Origin of the sequence: Thioalkalivibrio sp. ALJT (genome assembly GCF_000381825.1) — a bacterium.
Classification (GTDB): Bacteria; Pseudomonadota; Gammaproteobacteria; order Ectothiorhodospirales; family Ectothiorhodospiraceae; genus Thioalkalivibrio.
In genome coordinates this window covers 1-18,489 of record NZ_KB907136.1, presented here as the reverse complement: position 1 = coordinate 18,489, position 18,489 = coordinate 1, and the positions used below count along the sequence as shown (strand labels likewise).

The 18,489-nt window shown below is 63.7% G+C and carries 15 protein-coding genes; 6 read left to right on the top strand and 9 right to left on the bottom strand.

Annotated features, from left to right (window positions below; translation table 11 throughout):
* The 5 genes from G332_RS13580 to G332_RS0112390 form a co-directional block, all read right to left on the bottom strand.
* On the bottom strand, positions 1–749 hold a 749-nt coding region (locus tag G332_RS13580), incomplete at its 3' end, for a hypothetical protein (RefSeq protein WP_156000869.1).
* On the bottom strand, positions 749–1,684 hold the full coding sequence (locus tag G332_RS13000) for a hypothetical protein (protein WP_019627316.1): 936 nt from the start codon (positions 1,682–1,684) through the stop codon (positions 749–751). The genes G332_RS13000 and G332_RS13580, both read right to left, overlap by 1 nt.
* Positions 1,685–1,887: 203 nt before the next feature.
* Positions 1,888–3,054 (bottom strand): nucleotide sugar dehydrogenase, encoded by a 1,167-nt coding sequence (locus G332_RS0112400; protein ID WP_019627315.1) that lies wholly within the window; start codon positions 3,052–3,054, stop codon positions 1,888–1,890.
* Between the two features lie 14 nt (positions 3,055–3,068).
* On the bottom strand, positions 3,069–5,000 hold the full coding sequence (locus G332_RS0112395; protein WP_019627314.1) for a nucleoside-diphosphate sugar epimerase/dehydratase: 1,932 nt from the start codon (positions 4,998–5,000) through the stop codon (positions 3,069–3,071).
* Positions 5,001–5,204: 204 nt separating this feature from the next.
* Positions 5,205–5,657: a transposase gene (locus G332_RS0112390; protein WP_026340845.1), complete on the bottom strand. Its 453-nt coding sequence runs from the start codon at positions 5,655–5,657 to the stop codon at positions 5,205–5,207.
* Positions 5,658–6,152: 495 nt separating this feature from the next.
* Between G332_RS0112390 and G332_RS0112385 the strand changes: the two genes are divergently transcribed.
* Positions 6,153–6,779, top strand: a complete 627-nt coding sequence (locus tag G332_RS0112385; RefSeq protein ID WP_196800069.1) for a lysozyme-like domain containing protein — start codon at positions 6,153–6,155, stop codon at positions 6,777–6,779.
* A gap of 380 nt (positions 6,780–7,159) precedes the next feature.
* Positions 7,160–7,660, top strand: coding sequence for a lactoylglutathione lyase (gloA, locus tag G332_RS0112380; RefSeq protein WP_019627311.1), 501 nt, complete (start codon positions 7,160–7,162; stop codon positions 7,658–7,660).
* A gap of 102 nt (positions 7,661–7,762) precedes the next feature.
* Here the strand turns inward: gloA and G332_RS0112375 are convergent, their stop codons facing one another.
* From G332_RS0112375 to G332_RS0112360, 4 genes are all read right to left on the bottom strand, one after another.
* Positions 7,763–8,389, bottom strand: coding sequence for a peroxiredoxin (locus G332_RS0112375; RefSeq protein WP_019627310.1), 627 nt, complete (start codon positions 8,387–8,389; stop codon positions 7,763–7,765).
* A 191-nt stretch (positions 8,390–8,580) separates the two neighbouring features.
* Positions 8,581–9,957 (bottom strand): sigma-54-dependent Fis family transcriptional regulator, encoded by a 1,377-nt coding sequence (locus tag G332_RS0112370; protein WP_019627309.1) that lies wholly within the window; start codon positions 9,955–9,957, stop codon positions 8,581–8,583.
* 112 nt (positions 9,958–10,069) lie between these two features.
* Entirely contained in the window at positions 10,070–11,074 is a 1,005-nt protein-coding gene (gene cydB / locus G332_RS0112365; RefSeq protein ID WP_019627308.1) for a cytochrome d ubiquinol oxidase subunit II, read from the bottom strand.
* Positions 11,075–11,077: 3 nt separating this feature from the next.
* On the bottom strand, positions 11,078–12,484 hold the full coding sequence (locus G332_RS0112360) for a cytochrome ubiquinol oxidase subunit I (protein ID WP_019627307.1): 1,407 nt from the start codon (positions 12,482–12,484) through the stop codon (positions 11,078–11,080).
* Between the two features lie 362 nt (positions 12,485–12,846).
* Here G332_RS0112360 and G332_RS0112355 point away from each other — a divergent pair, with 362 nt between their 5' ends.
* The 4 genes from G332_RS0112355 (at position 12,847) to G332_RS0112340 (ending at position 18,004) form a co-directional block, all read left to right on the top strand.
* A complete protein-coding gene (locus tag G332_RS0112355; protein WP_026340843.1) occupies positions 12,847–14,229 on the top strand; it encodes an NAD(P)/FAD-dependent oxidoreductase in 1,383 nt (460 codons plus the stop codon).
* A gap of 76 nt (positions 14,230–14,305) precedes the next feature.
* A complete protein-coding gene (gene cydD / locus G332_RS0112350; protein WP_026340842.1) occupies positions 14,306–16,027 on the top strand; it encodes a thiol reductant ABC exporter subunit CydD in 1,722 nt (573 codons plus the stop codon).
* Complete coding sequence (cydC, locus tag G332_RS0112345; protein ID WP_026340841.1) at positions 16,020–17,732, top strand: thiol reductant ABC exporter subunit CydC; 1,713 nt, start codon at positions 16,020–16,022, stop codon at positions 17,730–17,732. Before cydD ends, cydC begins: the two co-directional genes overlap by 8 nt.
* Positions 17,729–18,004, top strand: a complete 276-nt coding sequence (locus G332_RS0112340) for a hypothetical protein (RefSeq protein ID WP_019627303.1) — start codon at positions 17,729–17,731, stop codon at positions 18,002–18,004. The genes cydC and G332_RS0112340 overlap by 4 nt, the downstream gene beginning before the upstream one ends.
* The last annotated feature ends 485 nt before the right edge of the window (positions 18,005–18,489 follow it).

The following is an 18,489-nucleotide window of genomic DNA, read 5'->3' as shown; positions in this document are numbered from 1 at the left end:
TCCTCTTCGTGTTCCCGCTTGAGCTGCTCGTATGCCTGCTCCAGAGAAGCTTGAAGCTCCTTGAGGGCTTCGTGTTCACTTGCCAACGACCGAAGTTGCCCCTTGCTTTCCTCCAGCTCTTCTTCCACTGCCTCCTGACGCAGGCGATGGCGATTGAGTCGGAAACTCAATCGCGGCTGACTCGGCTCGTCAGTCTCGCCACTACTGGCAAGGTCGTAGCCTTGCCCTTCCAGCCACTCTTGCAGTTCATCCTGACTGGCAGCGTTGACGTATAGTGGGCTCGTGCCAATCCATACGTCCAAACGACTAAAGCCACGCAACAAGCCCTGTTCTGCGAGCTCCTTGAGCACGTTAAACTCTTCTCCCGCAACCTCCAGCAACAGGAAATTGTCTTCCTGGTCGGCCCACCCAAGCAGCTCAATCAGCTCACTGGCCGTATAGCTTTCTACAGGGACAGCCTGTGTTTGCTTCAATCCGGGGAAGATCCGCTGAATGCCGCTGGGTTGGTGCAGACTCGACAGATAAGGAAGGTTGAATATGTTCAGGTTCCGGGTTCCCCCAAACTCGGAGACTGCCCAAGGATAAAAGTATACGTTGTCGTACTTCGCAGAGAGTCGCTCCAGATGTGCACGGTATTCTGGATTGGGTTCCAGCAGGTGAATACTCTCGGGCTGGTGCTGCAGAAGCTCATCGAGATCACGGGCTTCACCAGCGCCAATATGAACAACATTCCTGATCGCTTCATTCATTAGGTCGATTTCCTGCCGCGGAATACATTCAAGGTCTTACGCAGCGGAGCCGTGATTTTCCAGGACCTGGAGCCATAAATCTCCTTCAGCTTCGCTTTCTTGCTATAAATATCCGCTTCCAGGTTTTTGATGCGACCCACTTGTTCGTTCTTGGCCCGCACGTTGCGTTCAAGCGTTTCCTGAACCTGGTGAAGCTGTTCAAGCAATATTGCGTTTTCCTCACGCACGCGCTCTAGCTCAGACTCGGATTCCCCATGTTTATTTTCAACGACCACACTCAGCATCTCTTCGCGGAGGTCTTCCAGCTCGTCATACCACTGATCCAGGGCGTCCAGTCCAGCAGCCTTTTTATCCAAAGGCAGAGAACACGCCTCAACCTCCTTGACTAGCTCAAACGCCTGCCCCTGATCCAAAGCCTGCAGCGCCAAAAGCCGATGCATGACAACTCGCAGGCGAGACTCCCCCTGGGCTTCTTCCAACGGGGGAACGGTCACGGCACCGGGCTCACGCAAATGGATCCCGCTGCGCTCGCTGAGCTGCTCCATGAACCATGCTGAACGCTCCAGCAACAATTCCCACCGTACAAGCGTGAGGCGGCTATGGTGCTGTCCATAAAGCGCCAGAAGCTGATCCATGTCGTTACGCCAGCTTTCCAAGGCACGCGAGGGCGCCAAGCCCGCCGTAAGCAAACGGGCAATCCATTCGTCGGGAGACGTGTAACTCACCACCACATGCGCGAACGGGTACTGCTCCAGGACTTTCTTGACACCGGCAATATTACTCACAACCGACTCGGACCAGGGCTGCTCTGCTTCGAGTGCCGCCGCTTTCAGCCAAGAATCCAGCGGCTTGTCGGATAGATTCGCCAGAAACAGGATGGCAGGGGTTCTTTCCGCACCGCCTTCCCGACCTGCTCTGGCCTCACTCTTACTCATACCCTTATTCCTCAAGAACTTTTCCATGGGACTTGAAAGCCGATATCGTACCGTTCAAAAGATTATCCTGATGGAAAAAAACTAAAATACAGAACACCTGGCGACTTACTCGGCTATTTTTTCGTACTCGGGAGGCGACAGGGCCCCGTCGGCCTCGCACGCGGGCACTCTTCAGCGACGGCCTCCTGGCGGAGCGGAACGGCTCAATCGCTGTTAAAGAGGTCCCGAGTGTAGATCTTCTCGACCTGGTCTCGGATGTCATCGGTGATGCGGTTGGCCAGGATCACGTCGGCCTCCCGCTTGAACTTGTCGAGGTCGCGGATGACTCGGGAACGGTAAAATTCGTCTTCCGCAAGTTCGGGTTCGTAGACGATCACCTCGATGCCCTTGGCCTTGATGCGTTTCATCACGCCCTGTATCGCGGAGGCCCGGAAATTGTCAGAGCCGCTCTTCATCACCAGACGATAAATGCCCACGGTCTTGGGGTTCCGCCCAATAACAGCGTCTGCAATGAAGTCCTTGCGCGTTCGATTGGCCTCGACGATTGCCCCGATCAGGTTGTTCGGAACCTCATCATAATTGGCCAGCAACTGCTTGGTATCTTTGGGCAAACAATATCCGCCGTAGCCGAAAGACGGGTTGTTGTAATGACTCCCGATACGTGGGTCCAGGCATACGCCATCGATGATCTGGCGGGTGTCGAGCGCATGGGTTTCCGCATAGGAATCGAGCTCGTTGAAGTACGCAACACGCATGGCCAGGTAGGTGTTGGCAAACAGCTTGATCGCTTCGGCTTCGGTCGGGCTTGTAAACAGGATCGGTATGTCCGTCGTGATCGCGCCTTCGGCCAGGAGCCCGGCGAAGGTCTCGGCGCGCTCGGACTGCTCACCAACGATAATGCGCGACGGGTGTAGGTTGTCGTAAAGCGCCCGGCCCTCTCGCAGGAACTCCGGCGAGAACAGGATGTTGTCGGTGGACATCCGCGCCCTGATCTCGAGCGTGTAACCAACGGGTACGGTGGACTTGATCACCATCACCGCATGCGAATTAATCGCATTGACATCGCGAATCACCGATTCCACGGTAGACGTATTGAAGTAATTGGTCTGCGGGTCGTAGTCTGTGGGTGTGGCAATGATCACGAACTCTGCCCCTTCGTAAGCCTCTTGCTTGTCCAGCGTGGCCTTGAGGTTCAGCTCGCGGTTTTCGAGGAAATCCTGAATCTCCGCATCGACAATGGGCGACTGTCGACGATTGATCTGTTCCACCTTTTCCGGCACCAGATCCAGCGCTACGACCTCGTGGTTCTGCGCGAGCAGGACGGCATTGGAAAGCCCGACGTATCCGGTTCCGGCAACTGCGATCTTCATCCCTGCATCCTTCATTAGTCATTGTTGATGTTCGCTCGTATCCCCGCGGGGCTCTGCGACGATTCGCGCCCTGCCGGAATGGGTGCGTATTCCACCACAACCCGTTTGAGCACCCGAAAGGCAATCTCCGTACTCATTTCGCGCTCGGCCAGGTCCAGGGCATCCAGCGCGTACTGTACTTCCCCTGAGTCGACGCAGGATTCGTGTGCACGCATGATCTTGGGGTGCGATGTACCGACGACATTGTCCCCGATCAGGAGCTCTTCGTAGAGTTTTTCACCCGGCCGCAAACCGGTGTAGACGACCTCGATCCCGTCCTCGGGTTCTCCGTTCTGTTTCACCTGATAGCCATGAAGCCGAATCATGCGGTGAGCCAGATCCACGATACGCACGGGGCTGCCCATATCCAGCACGAAGACCTCCCCTCCTTCAGCCATGGCCCCTGCCTGGATGACGAGTTCTGCAGCCTCCGGGATGGACATGAAATAGCGGGTGATCTCCGGGTGGGTGACCGTAACCGGTCCGCCATCGCGGATCTGCTGATGAAACAGCGGCACCACTGAGCCCGAGGAACCCAGCACATTCCCGAAGCGCACCATACTGAAGATGGTGCCTGTCTGCTGGCGCGCGCGATCCTGCAGGACCATCTCGGCCAGGCGCTTGGTCGCCCCCATCACGTTGGTCGGCCGCACGGCCTTGTCGGTGGAGATGAGGATGAAGCGCTCGACCCCCACCCTGATCGCTGCGTCGGCAAGGATCGCCGTACCAAAGACATTGTTTCGCACGCCCTCGATCATGTTGAACTCCACAATCGGCACGTGTTTGTATGCTGCAGCGTGATAAAGCGTCTGCACACGATACTCCTCCAGCACAGTGTGCACCCGCCGTGGATTTGCAACCGAGCCCAACAGGGCCACCAGCGGTACATCCAGTCCTTTCTGGTCGGCCAGCACTTCCAGGTCGCGCTCAATGCGATAGAGCAAATATTCGTTGCGCTCGTACAGCACGAGCAAACGCGGTTTCAAGCGTAGGATTCGGCGACAAAGCTCTGACCCGATCGACCCCCCCGCCCCAGTAACCATCACCACATGGTCTTCGATACTGGCTTTTAACAGAGCATGATCCGGTGGAACCGGGTCGCGCCCGAGCAAGTCGGCGATGTCGATATCTTCCAGTTGGTCGAGTCGGGCCCGGCCGGATACCACCGCATTCATCGACGGCACTGTCTGAATGTACAGGGGGCACGCTTCGAGGCGCTCCAGAAGATCGCGGCGCTCTGCCCGGCTCGCAGATGGGATTGCAAGCAACAGGCGCCGCAGGCCCCAGCGTTTTATCAAATGATCCAGTGCCGACAGGTCCCGAACCGGAATACCGTCTATTGAGCTGCCTTGCAGGGTTTCGTCATCATCCAGAAAGGCCACCACCCGAAAGCGTCCCCCGGATTTAAGCCCCGACAATAGCTGAACCCCTGCCTCACCCGCCCCGTAAATCACCACAGGCTCCGCGCCCGCATCATGCGCCAGTACCGAACGGTACAGCGCACGCATCAAGAAACGGCTACCACCAACGTAGATGAAGGCGACGATCGCAAAATTAACCGGCACGGATCGAGGAAAGTCGTCCACCTTCCCGATCGCCGCCGCAGCCCACAGTACGAGCGCGAGCACAACAACGCCGGAGCCTACAGCCCAAATCGTGCGCGACCCCATGAACCGGATCACCGCCCGGTACAGCCCCAGCTTCACGAACAGCGGGACGCCCACCACGACGACCAGCGGGAAAAGCCACCAGGTCTGAAGCATGATCGGCGGAAACGGTTCAGCGAGCCGAATCGCGAAACCGGACCAGAGCGCGAGGGGCAGCATGATGACGTCCGCCAGCACCATCAACCAGCGCTTGTACGCACGCGGAAGCTCAAGAAGCCTGTTCAGCCCCCAATTCAGCATGCTCTAAAGCGCCTCTTTTTCATTCGTAGTCTCAAGGAAACACTGATTAACGTGCGCACTCGTGCTCGAAGCGCTATTTTGTGCCTGCAAGTGGCTGAGCCAGCGGGCGCTTCGCCGCCAAGGCGGCTCCCACAAAACCATCCCGGCCCGCACGGCCCCGTAGGAGCCTGCTTGCAGGCGAATGCCCCTACCCGCCTCATCTTGCTACAGCCAGACCGCGTCCCATAACGGGTAATCACCCAAATTGTGGACCAATCCCGCACGCAATGGGTTGGCGACCACATAACGAGCCATCACCTTCAGGTCCTCTTCCCGGCGCAGGGCGCGATCATGGAATCCCCTCTGCCATACCCTGCAGCGCACACCCTGCATGCCCGCGATGCGGCGCGTGGTGGACGCCTTGACCTTCTGCACGACCGTCGAGAGGTCGCCATGATCCAGCTGTACCAGCCAGTGCATGTGGTCCGGCATGATGACGAAGCACAAGGTGTGCGCGATAGCGTCGGCCTCGCGCAACGCACGCACACAACATCGCCCTCGGGCGAGATCGGCAAACCATGGCTGCCGTGCGGCGCAAACCGCAGTGACCAGATAGACGCGGCCCGGCTCGCTGAAGCGACCATGTCGCAGCCGGTGCCCGTGTGCCTTCCGTGGCATGGGGCCTCCTTCTGTATCCCGTTTCACGCACGAGGATATCAGGCTCTCGTGGTTGGCTGGCTCTGGCAGGGGCTTCGCCGCCAAGGCGGCTCCTGCAAAACCATCCCGGCCCGCACGGCCCCGTAGGAGCCTGCTTGCAGGCGAAGCCCCCGCCCGCATCAGACCAGACCCCGGCAGGGGCTTCGCCGCCGAGGCGGCTCCTACAAAACCATCCCGCCCCGCACGGCCCCGCAGGAGCCTGCTTGCAGGCGAAGCCCCCGCCCGCGCCAGACCAAACCCCGGCAGGGGCTTCGCCGCCAAGGCGGCTCCCAGAGGGCCATGCCCATCCCGCATGGGGGTATGGGGTCTGTTTGCGCTACTTTCTGGCCGGCGGCGGTGTCTTATACTGCTGAGGAGGCATTAATCATGGTTTCCCCGGGCACAGAGCGAACCGGGCGGGAGATTTGGGTGGACAAGGCAAAGCGGAGCCAATGGCGCGGCAGAACGGCTGCCGGCGTGCGCGCCGGGACGCTAGTGGCGCTGGCCGCGATCACGGCAGGCTGTGCGACGCTGGCGCCATCGCCGCCGTCGGATCAGAGCAATATTTGCGAGATCTTCCGCGAGCAACCGCGCTGGTACGATCACGCGCGCGACTCCGAACGCGAATGGGGCACGCCTATCGCCACGCAGATGGCGTTCATCCAGCAGGAGTCGTCTTTCCGGAGCCATGTCCGACCGGAGCGCGAGCGTCTGCTGGGCGTCATTCCGTGGCGTCGGCCGTCCTCTGCCTATGGCTACGCACAGGCGCAGGACCCGGTATGGGGCGAATACCGCGAAGAGGCCGGCAGCCGCATGGCGCGGCGCACGCACATGAAGCACGCGACCGACTTTATCGGGTGGTACAACGCGCGCACTCAGCGGATGACGGGGGTCTCCCTGCACAATGCCGAGCACCTGTACCTGGCCTACCACGAGGGTCAGGGCGGCTATAGCCGCGGCAGCTATAGGAACAAGCCGCAAGTGCAGGCCGCGGCGCGCCAGGTCGCGCAGCGCGCTGCCCGGTACGAGTCGCAATTGGCGAGCTGTGAATCCGAGTTCCGCTGCCGCCGGTTCTATCAGGTCGGGCCCTTCTGCCGGCAGTAACCATGCCGCCGCACACCTCGCGAGCCCCGGGAAACCCCGGCTCTCCGCTGCGCTGCAGCCTGAAAGACGACCCGTTCATCCCCCATACCGTTGGAGCCTGCTTGCAGGCGAAGTCCCCGCCCGCGTCAGACCCAAACCCCGGCAGGGGCTTCGCCGCCGAGGTGGCTCCTACAGGACCATTCCGATGCCGCGTGGGGTGTGAGGGGCTCGCGGGCGGGGGTTCCGGCCGTGCCGGGCCTGGCAGTGTTTGTCGTGTCGTGTCGTGTCGTGTCGTGTCGTGTCGTGGGGAGCGTGGGCGACGTGACAACGACACTTGAGGGAACCCGGACGGCCGTGTTCCAGTCTCCGACGTACCCCTTTCCGGAATACAAGGACGCGCCATGAGTGACAACCCGACCGCCGGTTTTCGTTTCAACCACACCATGCTGCGGGTAAAGGATCCACAGAAGGCGCTGGATTTCTACCAGCGTGTGTTCGGCATGCAGCTGGTCAAGACGCTGGATTTCCCGGAGTTCGAGTTCACGCTCTATTTTCTGGCGCAGCTCGGCGAGGACGAACCGCAGCCGCCCAGGGATGGTCGCGAGGCTACCCGGTGGATGTTCAACCAGCGCGGCATCCTGGAGTTGACCTACAACTACGGCACCGAGAAGGATGCGGACTTCCACTACCACGACGGCAACGCGGACCCGCAGGGCTTCGGCCACATCTGCTTTTCGGTCCCGGACCTGGACGCGGCCGTGCGCTGGTTCGACCAGAATGACGTGGCGTTCGTGAAACGGCCGGATGAAGGCGGCCTGAAGGACATCGCCTTCGTGAAGGACGTGGACGGTTACTGGATCGAGATCCTCGAGCCCAACCGCCTGGCCAGTCTCGGCAACTGAGCCCCACGCGAACGCAGAAAAGGCCCCGAATCGGGGCCTTTTCTGGTAATGACAAACCCGTACCGCCGGGCGGTGCTCGGCCGGTACGGGTGTCCGGTCCGATCAGACCTGGGTGTAGCGCAGGTAGGAGCGGATCTCTTCGAAACCCTGCGGGAACTTCTTCTCCGCGTCTTCGTTGCTGACCGTCGGCGGGATGATCACGCGAGCACCCGGGGTCCAGTCGGCCGGCGTCGCGATGCCGTGCTTGTCACCGGTCTGCAGCGCATCGATCACGCGCAGGATCTCGTCGAAGTTGCGGCCTACCGACATCGGGTAGGTCATCATCAGCCGGATCTTCTTGTTCGGGTCGATGATGTAGACCGAACGCACGGCGGCGGTCTCGCTCTCGCCGGGGTGGATCATCTCGTAGAGCTCGGAGATCTTCTTGTCGGCGTCCGCAACGATCGGGAACTCCAGCGTGGTGTTCTGGGTATCGTTGACGTCCTCGATCCACTTGTTGTGTTCGTCGACGGTATCGGTCGACAGACCCAGCGGCTTCACGTTGCGGTCCGCGAACTGCTTGGCGAGCTGCGCGGTACGACCCATTTCGGTGGTGCACACCGGGGTGAAGTCGGCCGGATGACTGAAGAAGAAGCACCAGGAGTCGCCGATCCACTCGTGGAAATCGATCTTGCCCTTGGTGGTGTCAATCTGAAAATTCGGTGTGGTATCACCCAGACGAAGTGCCATGAGGTTCTCCTTTAATGACTGTCATTCAGTGGTTTGAAAGTCGCGGGGGCTGTTCGGCTCCGCGTGGAAACCAATCTAACGCGGGGCACCTTCATTAGCTATTACTATTTTTCTAACTTATTAATAGTCTGTATCTAACGAAGAGCCGGCCCCTTTCCAGGAAAACGGCGCATGGGTTGTCTCTCAGGGGATCACTCGCTCGCGTCCAGGTCCCGCAGCCGCCGGTACAGGCTGCGCTCGCTCATTCCCAGGCGCTGTGCAAGGCTACGGCGATCGCCGTCGTGTACGGTCAGGGCGTGGCGCAGGTACTCACGCTCGATTTCTTCCAGCGGACGCAGCTCCAGGGGGTGTACCAGGTCGTCACTGCCCGGCTCTTTCGTCGGCTGTCCGGCGCACTGTGCCCGCACTGCTTCCGGCAGGTGTTCCGGCCGAATCGGCCCGCCGTCCGCCAGCAACGCGGCGCGCTCGAGGATGTTCCGCAGCTCGCGGACATTGCCGGGGAAGGTGTAGCGCTGCAGGTGTCGCAGGGTTTCTTCCGCCACGGCAGGACGCGGCTTGAGCTCGGAGCGATCCAGCATGGCCTCAACCAGCAGCGGGATGTCTTCGCTGCGCTGGCGCAGGCTGGGTATCTCGATCGGAAAGGTGTTGATGCGATAAAAGAGGTCCTCGCGAAACTCGCCGGAGCGGACCATGGCCTCCAGATCGCGGTGGGTCGCACAGACCAGACGAAAATCGGCCCGGCGCGATTCGATCCCCCCCACCCTTCGGTAGGCGTGGGTCTCCAGCAGTCGCAGCAGCTTTACCTGCTGGCCGAGCGGGATATCACCCACTTCGTCCAAAAACAGCGTGCCACCGGCCGCCGCCTCCACCAGCCCGATCTTGGCAGACCCGGCGCCGGTGAATGCACCCTTCTCGTGTCCGAAGAGTTCGCTCTCGAACAGGGTCTCGGTCAGGCCGGAACACTCGACCGCGACAAACGGCTTGTCCCGGCGTGGGCTGTCTTCGTGAATGGCGCGGGCAATCAGTTCCTTGCCCGTACCGGACTCGCCCAGTAACAGCGCCGAGGCATTGCTCGGGGCCACTCGACTGATCATGGACAGCATCGCGTTGAACGCACGCGATCGACCGACGAGGCTCGTCCTCCCCTGCTGGGGGCTGGATGTGGGCAGGTGGTGCAAATGCTCGATCAGATACAGAACCTCGCCGTCGGCCCCCAGGATCGGGGTCAGCTCGACATCCACATGCTCGCGCCCTTGCGCGGTGTGGTGCACGTGCAATACCCGTTCTCGGCGGCGACTGGTCAGGGCCGCCTGCAGAGGGCAGGCCTCGCCCGCCTCATCACATGGGCGCTTGTATCCGTGCGATGCCGCATAGCAGGTCCTTGAGGAACCCTGGGCATCGGTTCCATACACGCGCTGATAGGCCGCGTTGGCGGCCAGGATACGGTAATCGCGACTCAGCAGAATGGCCGGTTCGCGGAAGGCTTCCAGCACTTGCCGGATAATCAGGATATCGGGTTCTTCTCGAGCCGCAGGCACCGATTGGGTAATGGTCACGTCTTCTCGCATGGGCCCGTAATCAAGCGGGGGCGGCGCACGCGCCGCCCCCCGATGGCTTTGCCCGATAGACACACTCAGGCGAGGTACGTTCAGCCGTCTCACGACGTGCTCCCGTTCCAGCCTAGTGGTACCCGGACTCGGGCGTGACCTTGCCACGAAACACCCAGTACGTCCACGCCGTGTACCCCAGGACGATCGGGATCACGAACAGCGCCCCCATCAGGGTGAACAACTGTGCATCCGGCGAGGAAGCGGCATCCCAGAAGGTGTAGTCCGGCGGGACCACGTACGGCCACTTGCTCACCAGCAGGCCCAGGTAGGTCGAGATGAACAGGAAGATGGTGGCAACGAACGGGATCCCCTCGTCACGGCGCCGCACCGCCCGGATCAGCACCCAGGCAGAGAACAATGCCAGTGCCGGGAGTACCCAGAGATACTGCCAGGTGCCCATCCAGCGCTCCATGACCTTCGGATCGATAAGCGGCGTAATCAGGCTCACCGCGCCAAACACCAGCAGCACGATGCCCAGCATCCACGGGGTCACCCGATAGGCAAAGGCCTGGGTCTCGCCCTCGGTCTTGAGGATCAGCCAGGTCGCGCCCAGCAGAGCGTAGCCGGCCAGCAGCCCGATACCCGTCAGAACGGTAAAGGGCGTCAGCCAGTCGAGCGGACCGCCGGCAAAGCTGAAGCCGTCCATCTCGAAGCCCTGGATATAGGCACCCACCACGGCACCCTGGGCGAAGGCCGCCACCGCCGAGCCAATCGCAAAGGCGGCGTTCCACAGCCCCCTGGACCGATGCGCCTTGAAGCGGAACTCGAACGCGACTCCGCGGAAGATCAGCCCCGCCAGCATCAGGAACACCCCGATGTAAAGCGCGGGCAGGAATACCGCGTAGACCAGCGGGAAGGCAGCCAGCAAACCGGCACCCCCGAGGATCAGCCAGGTCTCGTTACCGTCCCAGACCGGGGCGACCGAGTTCATCATCACATCGCGCGAGGTCTCCCCCGGGGCAAAGGGGAAGAGGATCCCCACCCCGAGGTCGAACCCGTCCATCAGCACGTAGGCAATCACGCCCACGGCGATGATGACTACCCAGATCAGTGTGATATCAAGTGTAGTTTCCATCACTTAGCTCCTTTCACCGCTGATCGCGGCATCGTCGATCGAGGTGTCGGCTGCCGACAGCGGACGCTTGGCGTGCGCCGGCGCGTGCATGGCATCAGCCGGTTCCGGACCCTGGCGCACGATCCGCACCAGGTAGTAGACCCCTGCGGTAAACACCGCGGCGTACACCACGACATAGCCAATCAGCGTGAACAGGGCCATGCCGCCGGTCAGGGCCGGTGTTATGCCCTGGGCGTGATCCATCACGCCGTAGACCAGCCAGGGTGCACGCCCGACCTCGGTCACGAACCAGCCCGCGACCACCGCCAAGAAGGGGGCCGGAATCATCCACGAAAGCCCTTTGAGGAAGCGCGGGGAGTCAAACAACCGGCGCCGGAAGCGCAGCCAGCCACCAACCAGTGCGAACCCGATCATCACCAGTCCAATCCCGATCATGATGCGGAACGCCCAGAAGGTGATGCCCACCGGCGGACGCTCCTCGGCGGGAACCTCCAGCAGACCCGGCACTTCGCCGTCCAGCTCATGGGTCAGAATGAGGCTGGCCATCTTCGGGAGACCGATCTCGAAGTGGTTGGTCTCGTTGGCCGCATCGGGGATGGCGAACAACAACAGCGGGGCACCGCGTTCGGTCTCCCACACACCTTCCATCGCCGCCACCTTGGTCGGCTGATGCTCGAAGGTGTTGAGACCGTGGATATCACCCACGACCAACTGAGCCGGAGCCGCGAACAGCAGCACCCAAAGGGTCACACCCAGCGCCTTGCGGTTCAGCTCCACCTCGCGCTGGCGCAGCAGGTACCAGGCCGAGACCCCGGCAACCACAAAGCCCGCCGTCAGCAGAGAGGCCAGCCCCATATGGAAGAAACGTGGCCAGAAGCTCGGGTTGAACATCGCCGCGATCCAGGAGGTCACGTGAAAGATCCCCTCCTGCAACTCGTAGCCTGCCGGCGTCTGCATCCAGCTGTTCGCAACCAGAATCCAGAACGAGGAGATGAACGTGCCCAGCGCCACCATCAACGCGGAGAACAGGTGCACGCCCTGGGGTACCCGGTCACGCCCGAACAGCAGCACACCGAGGAAGGCCGCCTCCAGGAAAAAGGCCGTCAGCACCTCGTAGGAAAGCACCGGTCCAAGGAAGTTGGCCGTCGCATAAGAGAAGGCGCTCCAGTTCGTCCCGAACTGGAACGACATCACCAGACCGGAGACCACGCCCATCCCGAATACGACCGCGAAGATCTTGATCCAGAATTTCGAAATCTGGGTATAGATCGCATCGCCGGTCTTCCAGGCGCGAAACTCCAGGAAGGCGATAAAGGACGCCAGTCCGATCGTGAAGACCGGGAATATGGCGTGAAACGAGACCACGAATGCAAACTGAATTCGCGATAGCAGTATGGGGTCGAGCTCCATGGCGTTCCTCCATTGTTAACGTGCGCCGTCGCGACGCATCGATCGGGTTCCTAACAAAAACTGTGCCAGTCCCTCCGTCCACGCCACCCGGGCGCAGTAGTTGGCGCCCTGCCAAGCCAGGACTTGCCGGCAACAACCCTCCACTTCGCCCTGAAGACTGCCAATGTGGCAGCCCGCCCGCTGTTTCTGCCAAAAATGGCAGCCCATTTATGGCATACGCCGCCGCCAACGGCAGCCATGGCCGCCTTCCGCAACTTGGCATGTAACTTGTAAGGAGGCCGCGACAGGGGCGCAACCGACGCGCGCTTTTTCTTTATGAGAGTGCACCGCAGGACCCGCGGTGCCGGACGAGGAGATCCAGCATGTCTCAGCCCGAACATAGCAGCCGCCATTGTCAGTCTACCGAAGCGCTTGCCGCGGCCATGGAGCGCAGCAGCCTGTCCCGCCGCGATTTCCTGAAGATCGCCGGGGCGGCCGGCCTGGCCTCCACGACCGGGGTCCAGGCCGCACCCGCCCAGGCCGCCGTCTCGACCCGGGCGCGCATCGTCGTGCTCGGGGGAGGTGCCGCCGGCCTGACCATGGCTGCGCGCCTGCGCGACTTGCTGCACGGCGCCCGCATTACCGTGGTGGAGCCCAGCGAGATCCATGATTACCAGCCCGGCTGGACCCTGGTTGCAGCGGGTGTCTATGCCATCGGTGAGGTACAGCGGCGCACTGAACGCTACATCCCGCGCGGGGTGGACTGGGTGCACTCCGCCGTGGCCGCGATCGATCCGGAATCTCAACGTGTCGAGACCGCCGATGGCGGGCACCTGGATTACGACTTCCTGGTGGTCGCAACCGGCCTGCACCTGGACTTCGAGGCGATCGACGGCCTGCGCCGCGAGGACATCGGCCGTCCCGGACTGACCAGTATCTACGCCAGCGCCGAGGCGGCCCGCGATGCCTATGACCAGATCCGCGCCTTTGGTGAGCGCGGCGGCGTAGCGCGTTTCACCATCCCGGGGACCCCGATCAAGTGTGCCGGTGCCCCGATCAAGGCGACCTTCATCGCCGAGAGCCTGCTGCAGCGGGCCGGCCAGCGCCGGGATACCGCGTTCCACTATCACACCGGCGCGGACCAGCTGTTCAGCGTGCAGCGCTTCGACACGATGGTACGGGATCTCTATGCCGAACGCGGCATCGCAATCAACGATGGCGGCTTCCTGAGCGCGGTGGATGTGGACGCCCGACAGGCCACCTTCCGCGCAGCCAACGGTGCCGAGGAGACCGTCGACTACGACTATCTGCATGTGACACCGCCCATGCGGGCACACGGCTTCGTACGCGAGGCTGGTCTGTCCGTGGAGGATGGCGCGCTGGCCGATGGCGGCTGGCTGGCAGTGGACGATCGTACGCTCCAGCACACCCGGTATCCGAACATCTTCGGTGCCGGCGATGTGGTCGCCACCGCGATCGGCAAGACCGCCTCCACCGTGCGCTCCCACGGCGCAGTACTGCCGGACAACCTCGTGGATGTCCTCCAGGATCGCGAGCCTTCCCGCGAGTTCGACGGCTACACCTCCTGCCCGCTGATCACCGAGATGGGCAAGGCGGCGCTGGTGGAGTTCGACTACAGCCTGCAGGAGGTGCCGACCTTTCGCTTCATCGACCAGGGTGAACCGAGCTGGATGTGGTGGCGCCTGAAGGTGCACATGATCAAGCCGCTTTACTTCAATATGCTGGGCGGACGCTACTTGCGCTAAGGATACGCCACGTGATGTTGACTCTCGCGTCCGGGCCGTTGCTACCGCACGCCCGACAGCCGTTCGTCCGCGTACGATGAATGCCACCCCAAGGCAGTGGTTGCGCCAGCGCGCCCGCCCGCACCGCCACTGGCTATGGCTGTCCGCGGCGGGCTCCCTGGTCGCGGCCGGGGCGACGATCGGCGTATCCGCCATCATCGCGCTGGCCGTGCACCGGGCCCTGTTCACGCCGGAGCATCTGGAGGTGGCCGTGGTCCTGGGGGGCGGGCTTGCGCTGATCGTACTGCGCTATCTGGCTCAGGGGCTGCGTGATCTGGCCGGCCAGCGCCTGGCTCACGAGGTCAAGGGCGCCCTGCGCAGCGAACTCTTGCGACGCGCCCGCGAGGCCGGGCCGGCGCGCCTGGCGACCGCGGCCACCACTGGCGAGTGGATCGAACGCTTTCAGGCCCGCGGCGAGGACCTGACCGGCTACTACGTGCGCTACCTGCCTGCGCTGCAGGCGGTCATCCTGATCCCGGTAGCCATCCTGATCACGGTATTCTGGCTGGACTGGCTGGCGGGCCTGCTGCTGCTGTTCGCGGCGCCGCTGATCCCGGCCTTCATGGCCATCGTCGGCATGGGGGCCGAACAGATCCACCGCCAGCAACAGGCCGAGCAGGACCGCCTCGCCGGGCACTTCCTGGATCGCATCCGCGCCCTCGACTGGCTGCGCCGCGCCCGAGCAATCGAAGCCACCCAGTCCGAGGTGGTGGAGCGCAGCCACCATCAACGCCGCCTCACCATGCGGACCCTGCGGGTCGCCTTCCTGTCCTCGGCCGTGATGGAGTTCTTCAGTGCCGTGGCCATCGGAATGGTGGCGATCTATATCGGCTTCGCCCTGTTCGGAGCCCTGGATTACGGACCGGCGCTGGAGCTGACCCTGTTCACTGGCCTGTTCATCCTGCTGCTGGCCCCGGAATATTTCCTGCCGCTGCGCCAGTTCGCGCAGAGCTATCACGACCGCGCCGGTGCGCTCGCGGCGGCCGAGGCCCTGGTCCCGCTGACCGCGCCCGCCGAACCCCTCGCTGCCGGCGCCGACCCGGCCGCAGCCGCGCCCCCGGCCCCGGCCCCGGCCCCGGCCCCGGTCGTCGATCAGGCCACGAATGATCCGGCCGCGCGCAGCGGCCCGCTGCTCGAACTGGAGGCCGTCAGCCTGCGCTATCCGGGGCAGGACGCCCCCGCCCTGCCCCGAACCACGCTGACCATCCAGCCCGGCGAATCCATTGCGATCACCGGCCCCAGTGGCGCCGGGAAATCCACCCTGCTCGCCCTGTGTGCGGGCTTCCTGCAACCGGACACGGGGCGCGTACAGCGCCACGGCGATGCGCAATCGTTCGTGTGGATCGGACAACAGGCGCACCTGTTCCACGGGACCCTGCGCGAGAATCTGCAACTGGCCAGACGCGAGACCATCCCCGATGCCGAGATGGCATCGGCGCTGGCACAGGCCGGGCTGCCACTGCAGGCAGCCGAGCTGCCGGACGGACTGGAAACCGCCATCAGCGAACAGCGCCGCGGTCTCTCCGGGGGCCAGGCCCAGCGCGTCGCCATCGCCCGCGGCCTGCTCTCCGGCTACCGACTGTGGCTGCTGGACGAACCCACCAGTGCCCTCGATGCAGAGACCGAACAGGCGCTGCTCGACACCCTGTTCGACCTGGCGCGGGAACATGCACTCACGCTGGTCGTGGCCACGCATCACACCGCGGTGCAGGCACGCTGCCGGCGAACCCTGGACCTCGGAGGGCCTCCGGATGCATAGGCACGGCTTGCGCGATCTGCGCTTCCTGCACGCGGTCTTCCGCCAGCGGCAGCTGTGGTACTGGGGTGCCTGGGCACTGCTGGCCCTGACCTGGGTCGCCGGGATCGTGCTGCTGGCGCTGTCGGGCTGGTTCATTACCGCCACGGCCCTGGCCGGGGCCGGCCTGCTGGCGACCCTGGACATCTACGTCCCCTCGGGCGGCATCCGAACGGCGGCGATCGCGCGCACGCTGGCGCGATATTCCGAGCGGCTGGTCAGCCACGAGGCGGTGCTGCGCAGCCTCGCCGACCTGCGAGGCCGCACGTTCCGTGGCCTGGCGGCCCGCCCCGCCCGCTGGATTCGCGCCTACCGCAGTGGCGATCTGCAGACCCGACTGACCGGCGACATCGACACCCTGGATGCGATGCCATTGCGCGTGGTCGGCCCGATCGTCGCGGCCGCGCTGAGCCTCCTGGTCACACTGGTCCTCGCGTCCTGGCTTGCCCCCTGGCCGGCCACGGCGCTGCTGCTGGCCGCCGGCATCCTGACCCTGCTGGTATCCCTGCTGCTTGCCTGGATCGGGCAGCGTGACAGTCGGCAGCTGGTGCGCGCCCGGGCCCGTGAGCGCATTGCACTGGCCGACTACATCGGAGGCCTGGCCGAGCTGATCGCCTTCCACCGGGCACACGACACCGAACAGACACTTGCGCGACAAAACCGCGACCACGCGCGGCAACTGACACGACAGGAATCCGTGGGCACACTGACCGAGCCCGTGGTGCAGGCCGTGGTCGCCGCCTCCTCACTGCTGATGCTCCTGCTGGCCCTGCACTGGTACGCCCACGGGCAGATCTCCGCCCCGGTGGCCGTCCTGTTGCCCCTGATGACCCTGGGCCTGGGCGAGGTGCTGGGCAGCCTGCCCGGCGCCTGGTGGCGGGCCGGCGAAAGCCTGGCCGCCGCACGCCGCGTGCGGCATGTCATCGCGCAGGGATCCACCCGGACCGACCACCCCGAACAGCCTGACCCGGCGGCACCCCCACAGCTGTCCACGCAGGCGCTGGTGACGGGCTTCGAGAGCCGCCGCCCGCTGTCCGGCCCGCTGGACCTGGCGCCCGCACCCGGAACGCCTCTGATCGTGACCGCCCCGAGCGGGCGCGGGAAAAGCACCCTGCTGGACACCCTCGCTGGCGAACAGGCGCCGCTGGGCGGATCGGTCCGGCTCGGCTCGACACCCCTCGACGCCCTGCCCGTCGATGCCCGCTATGCCCGGATCAGCTATCTCCCGCAGACGCTGCACCTGCCGGACACCCGCATCCGCGAGATCCTCGCCCCCGGTGCGCATGATGACCACCCCGACGCGGCCCTGTGGGATGCGCTGCACCAGGTCGACCTGGCCGACCGGGTGGGCGCAGATGCAGACGGGCTGGACGCCCGCATCGGCGAGGGCGGGCAGCACCTGTCCGGTGGCCAGCGTCAGCGCCTGGCCCTTGCGGCCCTGATCCTGCAGGATCGGCCGATCGTGTTGCTGGACGAGCCCTTTTCCGGACTCGATAGCGCCACCATCCAGCGTATTCTGCAACGCCTGCAGCCCTGGCTGGACCGGCGGCAATGCGTCCTGGTTACCCATGCCCCCGACGCCCTGCCGCCGCACTGGGAACGGCTGGAATTGTCACGGCCTGTCCCTGCCTCCAGCACCGACTCGCAAGCCCTCGCGGCGCGGGGATGATGCCCCAGCGCCGGTCGCCGATGTCGAGTGACCGGATCGGCCCCACTTTGAAACGCTGCAAGAGGTTCACGAACGACATGACCAGGACTTCGCCGAAGGCTGGCAACAAGCACTCGGATATCCGCTCGACCGACTCACGCGATCCGGGCGCCGATACCTCGCGCGCGGCCGCGTACCGTCGACTGACCCCCGCCGAGATCAAATCCTTGCAGAACGACAAGAAGAGGGGCGCCGAGCGGGCAGCCGAACTCCGGGCGATGGAGAAAGGCTAGCCCGAACCCGGCAGCCCAAACCCACCCCCGAAGCCCGGGCCCGCGCCGGGCTTTCTGTTTCCGAGGTGCAGGCATCCGTCGATGGCCTCATAACCAACTGGAAGAGCGCGCCGAAGGTCGAGGTCATGGATGCCAGGTTGGGGGACCCATCAGGGGATCGATATCCCGCCGACCTCCAGTGTTGTGGCCGAATCCACGGGTGCTGTTGAATACAACAGAACGTGAGGGATTACGCCCGGCTGCGCCGGTCGCCCTGCGGGCCGCCTTCGCTACGCTGCGGCGTTCCGGTGTCGCTGCGCGCCACCGGTCGAACCATCGTTTTCTATCTCTCGGGTTCGAATCCCCGGACCGCGGGGGCCAGACATGCAAAAGGGGCCTCTCGGGCCCCTTCACAGTATTTGGCGGAGAGTGAGGGATTACGCCCGGCTGCGCCGGTCGCCCTGCGGGCCGCCTTCGCTACGCTGCGGCGTTCCGGTGTCGCTGCG